This window comes from Kitasatospora sp. NPDC058478 (genome assembly GCF_042720345.1).
GTDB lineage: Bacteria > Actinomycetota > Actinomycetes > Streptomycetales > Streptomycetaceae > Kitasatospora.
In genome coordinates this window covers 134,480-141,224 of sequence record NZ_JBHXML010000011.1, presented here as the reverse complement: position 1 = coordinate 141,224, position 6,745 = coordinate 134,480, and the positions used below count along the sequence as shown (strand labels likewise).

The following is a 6,745-nucleotide window of genomic DNA, read 5'->3' as shown; positions in this document are numbered from 1 at the left end:
CTGATCCACCCCGAAGGGCTTCACCGTTCGACTTGCATGTGTTAAGCACGCCGCCAGCGTTCGTCCTGAGCCAGGATCAAACTCTCCGTGAATGTCTACCCACAGTACTTAATTAAAAGCACCGGGCGGCACCCGCGTTGAGCGGCACGGCAACCACCGGAATAGGGCGGTCCCGCGCACTGCGTCCTCGCTAGTGTTTTACTTCAAAAGGAATCTCCAACCCCAGAAGAATCTGAGGCCGGGGATGTCAACATATCTGGCGTTGACTTTTGGCACGCTGTTGAGTTCTCAAGGAACGGACACTTCCTTCGGACCGCCTTCCAGCGGGCCCTCCGGGCGCTTCGTTCTTTCGTGTCTCAAGCTTATCAGATGTTTTCCGCTCCGTTTTCCGGAGTTTCATTCATCGGAATTCGCTTTCCGCTTGCCCCCGCTCTCTCGCGGCGACTCCGGAACTGTACGGGGACAGGCCCGCCACATGCAAATCGCCCCTGCCCGGGGTCCCGGGCAGGGGCGATCAGTGCGACACGGACCAGGTCAGCGGACCTCGGTGATCTCCGGACCGCGGGCGAACGGGTCGAGGGCCGCGCCGCCGAAACGGTTGTCGCCCTCGCCGGTCGCAGCCGCAGCCGCACCGCCGCCGTCGGCGACCATCTGGGCGTCCTCGGGGAGCTTCAGCACGATCGGGTCGCGGGGCGCCATCGGGCTCTCGCCCCGGACGACGACCGTCTGCTGGAAGACCTGCTCCAGGATCCCGGCCATTTCCGGCTGCACGGCGGCCTGGCCCGAGATCACACCGCGCAGGAACCAGCGCGGGCCGTCGCAACCGACGAAGCGCACCAGCTGTACGCCCTGGGTGCCGTCCGGCAGCTGCACCGGAACCTGCGCGCGGAGGTGCCAGCCGAGCGGGCCCTCCTCCTCCTCGATGAGGCCGCCCTGCGCGGTGATGCCGTTGGCGATCTCCTCGCGGACCTCCCCCCAGATGCCCTCCGACTTGGGAGCGGCGAAGGCCTGCAGCTGGATGGCGCTGTTGCCGAGGACCAGGGTCGCGGCGACGATCGCGTCACCGGCGACCTCCACCCGCAACTCCATGCCCTCGACACCGGGGACCAGCAGACCCCCGAGGTCCACCCGCCCCTCCTCGGGGTTCTCCAGCTCGGAGTGGTCCCACGGACCGTCCGGCCGCGGGGCCGGCGGCAGGCCGACCTTGTCGGACGGGTCCAGCTCGGTCACGTTCTCGCTCTCGGCGGAACCTTCGACGTCATCGGCCGTCTCGTCGGCGCTGATGGCGTCGTCGGCGAGCTGCTCGACAGCGTCCTCGCTCTTCTGGCGACGACGGAACACGGTCACTGTCCTTCCCGGTCCAAGACCGATGCGAATACCTGCTCGGCTTCCTGCGAGGCCGCGGGAATGCTAGACCGCGGCGTGGCCGCCGGTCGACCCGAACCCGCCCTCGGCACGTGCCGACCCAGGCAGCTCGGCCACCTCGTGGAAACGGGCCTTCTCGACCTGCTGGATCACCAGCTGGGCGATCCGGTCCCCTCGGCGGAAGCTGACCCCCTCGCGCGGGTCCAGATTGACGACGATCACCTTGATCTCTCCACGGTACCCGGCATCGACCGTCCCCGGGGCGTTCACGAGGGCAACTCCGCAACGAGCTGCCAGCCCGGACCGGGGGTGGACGAAGGCCGCGTAGCCGTCCGGGAGGGCGATCGCGATGCCGGTGGGCAGGACGGCCCGCTCACCGGGGGCCAGCTCGGCGTCCACGGTGGTGCGCAGATCGGCTCCCGCGTCGCCGGGCTGCGCGTAGGCGGGCAGCGGCAACTCGGGGTCGATGCGCCTGATCAGGACGTCCAGCGGCGGGCGGGGGGTGTTGCTCAAGGGTTCACCTCAAAGGCTCGTGCGCGCTTCATCAGATCCGGGTCGTCGAGGACCTTCTCGATGTCCTCGGGACGACCGTGCGTGGTGAAGTGTTCCAGCTTCACCTGGATGAAGAGCGCCTGCGCCCGCACCGCGACCGGTCCGTCGGGGCCGCCGATGCGCGCCTCGGCGGCGCTGTAGATCTTGCGGCCGTGGACGCCGGTGACCCAGGCGCGCAGGTGCAGCACCGAGTCGACCGGGACGGGGCAGAGGAAGTCGGTCTCCAGCCGGCCGGTGACGGCGGGGGCGTGCAGCAGCCAGTTGAGCGTGCCGAGGGTCTCGTCCATGGCGGTGGTCAGCACTCCGCCGTGGGCCAGGCCCGGGCCGCCCTGGTGGACGTCCCGGACGGCGAACTCGGCGGTGACGTCGAGTCCCTCGCCGGCGACCGCGTCGATCCGCAGCCCGCCGGGGTGTTGCGGTCCGCAGCCGAAGCAGTGCTCGTAGTGGGAGCCGAGCCGGGTGCCGGGGGCGGGCGCCTCGGGGGCGCGCGGCGGCAGTACGGCGTCCGGCGGCGGGGTGGTCGGGGACGGCGGCAGCGCGGGCGCCGGCCGGTCGGCGGGGGCGGTGGGGGTGGTCGAACCGGTCACGGGGCCCCAGCCTACCCAGGGGTAGGCGCGCGGCCGGTGGGGGTGGCGTCCCGGTGCCGGCGTCAGGGCGCCCACAATGGGGGCATGTACGACGAACGCCTCACGGTGCCGCGCTCCTGGTGGCTGCTCCCGGTCGCGACCGGGCTCACGCTCGCCCTGATCCTGCTGCGGGTCGGCGGTCTGGCCGCGCTGGTCGGGCTGGTGGTCGGCATCGCCGCCGGCGCGGTCGCGATCAGCAGCTACGGCTCGGTCCGGATCCGCGTGGTGCAGGGCTCACTGGTGGCCGGGCCGGCCCGGATCCCGGTGGACGCCCTGGGCACCGCGCACCCGCTGAGCCCCGCCGAGGCGGTGGCCTGGCGCGGGCCGAAGGCCAACCCGCGCGCCTTCATGCTGCTGCGCAGCTACGTCCCGACGGCGCTGCGGATCGAGGTGACCGACCCGTCCGACCCGACGCCCTACCTCTACCTGTCGACCCGCTCGCCGATGAAGCTGGCGGAGGCGCTGGAGGAGGCCCGTCGCGGCGCCCGCACCTAGGGGCCCGCGCCCAGGGGCTCTCCGGCCGATCCTGCCGGACAGCACCTGGCGGAGGGACCCGCGCACGCCCGGGGGCAGCCCCGGACGCGCACAGGCCCGAAAAACGGAGAGGGACGGTTCCGCTGATGCGGGACCGTCCCTACGACTTTGTGCCGGCCGACGTGCTCATGGCCGACTCCGTCCTCCCGGTGCCGTCCGTCAGGACGACTCCCGGACCTGCCGTCCGGCCCCGCTGCCCGGGGCCGGAAGGGGCGCTGTGCCGGCCCCGCGGAAGCCGCGGGTGCCGGGCCCTGTCCGCCGCGGTGCTCAGGCGCCGCAGTCCCGGCAGATCGGGTTGCCGTTCTTCTCGCTGTACAGCTGACTGCGGTGGTGCACCAGGAAGCAGCTCATGCAGGTGAACTCGTCGGCCTGCTTCGGCAGCACCCGGACCGCGAGCTCCTCGTTCGAGAGGTCTGCGCCCGGGAGCTCCATGCCCTCGGCCGCGTCGAACTCGTCGACGTCGACAGAGCCGCCGCCCTTGTCGTTCCGCCGAGCCTTGAGTTCCTCGATGCTGTCTTCGTTGAGCTCGTCGTCGGTCTTGCGTGGGGTGTCGTAGTCCGTTGCCATTGTTCGCTCTCCCCCTCCGGGTTTGTGCGGTGTGTGCGGTATCTCCAGCGCACGTAACGCATGGGGGGTCGGTCTTGTGCCCGACCCGAGGCGGAGATTTTGCCTTACTTCAAGCCCTGTTACTCAATCGACACTCAGCCAGGGGTCCGTTGGGGTGATCCACCAGGCTGCGGGAGGCCTCACGCTGGGCCATCGCCAGCCTCCTCCAGCATCCGCTCGGCGGCCACTCACAGTGAGCACGGGCCGCGCTGACGCTCGTCCATTCCCTTGCCCACCTGGGGTGCCGACCAATCATCCGGCCGGGTACTGACCCGAAATCCGGTCACGGACTGCGATCGGCACCCCAGCTCGGATGATCACTCTCCGAGGTCGGGTGAAGTCACGGAGCGACACGATGTGAGCTTGGTCACGTTCAGAATCTTCCAGGGCAAACCACGGAAAATCCACCCACTTCGACTGCTCCGCCGAACACCCTAGTCGGCGCTCCTGCGCGCGGCCCGGCGGGCCAGGATCGCGGCCTGGCGCTCCTCGAACTTGCGCGCCTGGCCGTCCAGCCCGTCCAGGAAGACGCCGAGCTCGTTCTGCGCCAGCTGGCCCTCCGGGCCGAGGCCGCCGATCTCCATCACGCGCAGGTGGCGCAGCACCGGCTGCAGCACGTCGTCGTGGTGGATGCGCAGGTTGTAGACCCCGCCGAGGGCGATCTGCGCGGCGGCCCGCTCGAAGCCGGGGATGCCGTGGCCGGGCATCCGGAAGTCGGTGACCACGTCGGCCACGGCCCGCATGGCCTGGTCGGGGGCGATCTCCAGGGCGGCCTTCAGCAGGTTCCGGTAGAAGACCATGTGGAGGTTCTCGTCGTTGGCGATCTTCGCCAGCAGCTGGTCGCAGAGCGGGTCGCCGGCGTACTTGCCGGTGTTGCGGTGCGAGATGCGGGTGGCGAGCTCCTGGAAGGCCACGTACGCGACCGACTGCAGCATGCTGTGCGCGTTGTCGGACTCGAAGCCCTCGGACATGTGGCTCATCCGGGCCCGCTCCAGCTCCACCGGGTCGACGGCCCGGGTGGCGAGCAGGAAGTCGCGAATGGCTATCCCGTGCCGGCCCTCCTCGGCGGTCCAGCGGTGCACCCAGGTGCCCCAGGCGCCCTCGCGGCCGAACATGCTGGCGATCTCGTGGTGGTAGCTGGGGAGGTTGTCCTCGGTCAGCAGGTTCACCACCAGCGACACCCGGCCGAGCGGCGTCACCTGGGACTGCTCGACGGCCCAGGCGTCGCCGCCCAGCACCCCGTCGAAGTCGCGGCCCTGGCTCCACGGCACGAACTCGTGCGGCATCCACTCCTTGGCCACGGCGAGGTGGCGGTTGAGCTCCTTCTCCACGACCTCTTCGAGGGCCAGGATCAGCCGGGCGTCGGTCCAGCCGGTCGATCCGAGGGAGGCGCTGCTCTGCACAGGGGCGATGGTCACGGTCTTGCTCCTGGGGGACGGCACGCGCGGGACGGGCGCGTTGGGCGGGCACGTCTGCGGACGCACTTACGGTTCCGTAGGTTACGACACCGTAAGTTGCTCGGGCAGGAAATGACAAGCCGCCCCCGCCAGGCCTTATGTCGTCTTGACGGGCCTGACGGGGGCGGCGGTGAACGGTCGCTTACGGAGCGCGGCGGCGGGGAGGGCGCGGCGGGGCCGGGAGGGGCCCGGCGGGCAGGGTCAGGGGTTGGGGATCCGGACCCGCATGGTGAGGCCGCCACCGGCGCGCGCAGTGGCCTCGATGGTGCCACCGTGGGCGCGCACCACCGAGCGGACGATGGACAGGCCGAGCCCGACCCCCTTGTCGCTGCGGGTGCGGTCGGCGCCCTTGACCCGGCGGAACGGCTCGAAGATGTGCTCCAGCTCGTAGCCGGGCACCACCGGGCCGGTGTTGGACACCACCAGCTCGCCGCCGCCGGGCACCTCGGCGGTGGCCAGCTCGACCCAGCCGCCGGGGGTGTTGTACCGGACGGCGTTCTGCAGCAGGTTGAGCGCCAGCCGCTCCAGCAGCACGCCGTTGCCCGCGACCACGGCCGGAGCGAGCTTGGAGCGCAGCTCGACCTCGCGCCGGTCCGCCTCGGCCCTGGTCTGCTCCAGGGCGCGGGTGGCCACCTCGGAGAGCTCCACCGGGCGGCGGTCGGTCAGCTCGTTCTCGCTGCGGGCGAGCAGCAGCAGGCCCTCCACCAGCTGTTCGCTGCGCTCGTTGGTGGCCAGCAGGGTCTTGCCGAGCTGCTGGAGGTCGGGCGAGGCGGCCGGGTCGGAGAGCTGGACCTCCAGCAGGGTGCGGTTGATCGCCAGCGGGGTGCGCAGTTCGTGCGAGGCGTTGGCGACGAAGCGGCGCTGGGAGTCGAAGGACCGGTCGAGCCGGTCCAGCATGTCGTCGAAGGTGTCGGCGAGTTCCTTGAGCTCGTCGTCCGGCCCGTCCAGCTCGATCCGCCGGTGCAGGTCGGAGGAGGCGACGTCGCGGGCGGTGCGGGTGATCCGGCCGAGCGGGCGCAGCACCCGGCCGGCCAGCGCGTAGCCGGCCGCGAAGGCGATCACGGCGAGGCAGACCAGCATCGTGAGCGACTTGCGCAGCAGGGTGTTGAGCGCCGAGTTGGAGCGCAGCAGGTAGTCGCCGGCCTGCTCCTGGTTGAACTGCGCGCTGTTCATCGGGACGCCGTTGACCCGCAGGCTGCCGTCGAACTGGAACGTGCGCGGCGCCAGGTTGTTCACGGCGTCCTGGAAGAACACGTACATCAGCAGCAGCAGGACCACGCCGGCCATCAGGAACATGCCGCCGTAGAGCAGGGTGAGCCGCATCCGGATGGTCGGCCGGAAGGGCAGCCAGGCGAGCATGCCGTCGCCGGGGGTGTAGCGACCGGGCTGGGGCGCGCGCGGGGGGTGCTGGGGCTTGGGCGGTACGGCGCGCGGGCCGCCGGCGGGCGCGCCGGAGGGCCCGCCGGCCGGGGGCGGGGTGGTCATGATGGTCCTCTCGGGGCGTCCGCCGGGGCGGGCGCGGGGTGGGTGGAGTCCGACCGGGCCCGGCGAACGGATCCGGTCCGGTCCGGTCCGCTCGGATCCGGTCAGGTGGTCCGGCGGATC

Annotated in this window: 7 protein-coding genes and 1 rRNA gene; 1 reads left to right on the top strand and 7 read right to left on the bottom strand. The window is 71.1% G+C overall.

The genetic code is table 11. The annotated features are described in order from the left end of the window. The 4 genes from ACFWPT_RS09030 to ACFWPT_RS09015 form a co-directional block, all read right to left on the bottom strand. Positions 1-92: ribosomal RNA gene (locus ACFWPT_RS09030) — 16S ribosomal RNA — on the bottom strand; the annotation flags it as partial. A 442-nt stretch (positions 93-534) separates the two neighbouring features. Further along, positions 535-1,341 carry a DUF3710 domain-containing protein gene (locus ACFWPT_RS09025; protein WP_380480687.1) on the bottom strand — a complete coding sequence of 269 codons (807 nt, stop codon included), beginning with the start codon at positions 1,339-1,341 and terminating at the stop codon, positions 535-537. 69 nt (positions 1,342-1,410) lie between these two features. Further along, positions 1,411-1,878, bottom strand: a complete 468-nt coding sequence (gene dut, locus ACFWPT_RS09020) for a dUTP diphosphatase (protein WP_350880049.1) — start codon at positions 1,876-1,878, stop codon at positions 1,411-1,413. After that, positions 1,875-2,453: a PaaI family thioesterase gene (locus ACFWPT_RS09015; RefSeq protein ID WP_063351415.1), complete on the bottom strand. Its 579-nt coding sequence runs from the start codon at positions 2,451-2,453 to the stop codon at positions 1,875-1,877. Before ACFWPT_RS09015 ends, dut begins: the two co-directional genes overlap by 4 nt. A gap of 135 nt (positions 2,454-2,588) precedes the next feature. On the opposite strand from ACFWPT_RS09015, the gene ACFWPT_RS09010 reads away from it, so the two are divergent. Next, a complete protein-coding gene (locus ACFWPT_RS09010; protein WP_063349387.1) occupies positions 2,589-3,038 on the top strand; it encodes a DUF3093 domain-containing protein in 450 nt (149 codons plus the stop codon). Positions 3,039-3,344: 306 nt separating this feature from the next. On the opposite strand, the gene ACFWPT_RS09005 is transcribed toward ACFWPT_RS09010, so the two are convergent. From ACFWPT_RS09005 to ACFWPT_RS08995, 3 genes are all read right to left on the bottom strand, one after another. Beyond that, positions 3,345-3,644, bottom strand: coding sequence for a DUF4193 domain-containing protein (locus tag ACFWPT_RS09005; protein WP_030057692.1), 300 nt, complete (start codon positions 3,642-3,644; stop codon positions 3,345-3,347). Positions 3,645-4,117: 473 nt separating this feature from the next. Next, the gene (locus tag ACFWPT_RS09000) at positions 4,118-5,101 is read right to left on the bottom strand and encodes an acyl-ACP desaturase (protein WP_063349386.1); all 984 of its coding nucleotides are present in this window, start codon (positions 5,099-5,101) and stop codon (positions 4,118-4,120) included. A 240-nt stretch (positions 5,102-5,341) separates the two neighbouring features. Then, positions 5,342-6,625, bottom strand: coding sequence for a cell wall metabolism sensor histidine kinase WalK (locus ACFWPT_RS08995; RefSeq protein ID WP_063349385.1), 1,284 nt, complete (start codon positions 6,623-6,625; stop codon positions 5,342-5,344). Positions 6,626-6,745 lie beyond the last annotated feature (120 nt).

Excerpts from the sequence above, each read along its gene's own strand:
- ACFWPT_RS09005 (WP_030057692.1), bottom strand. The coding sequence starts at position 3,644 with ATGGCAACGGACTACGACACCCCACGCAAGACCGACGACGAGCTCAAC.
- ACFWPT_RS09010 (WP_063349387.1), top strand. The coding sequence starts at position 2,589 with ATGTACGACGAACGCCTCACGGTGCCGCGCTCCTGGTGGCTGCTCCCG.
- ACFWPT_RS08995 (WP_063349385.1), bottom strand. The coding sequence starts at position 6,625 with ATGACCACCCCGCCCCCGGCCGGCGGGCCCTCCGGCGCGCCCGCCGGC.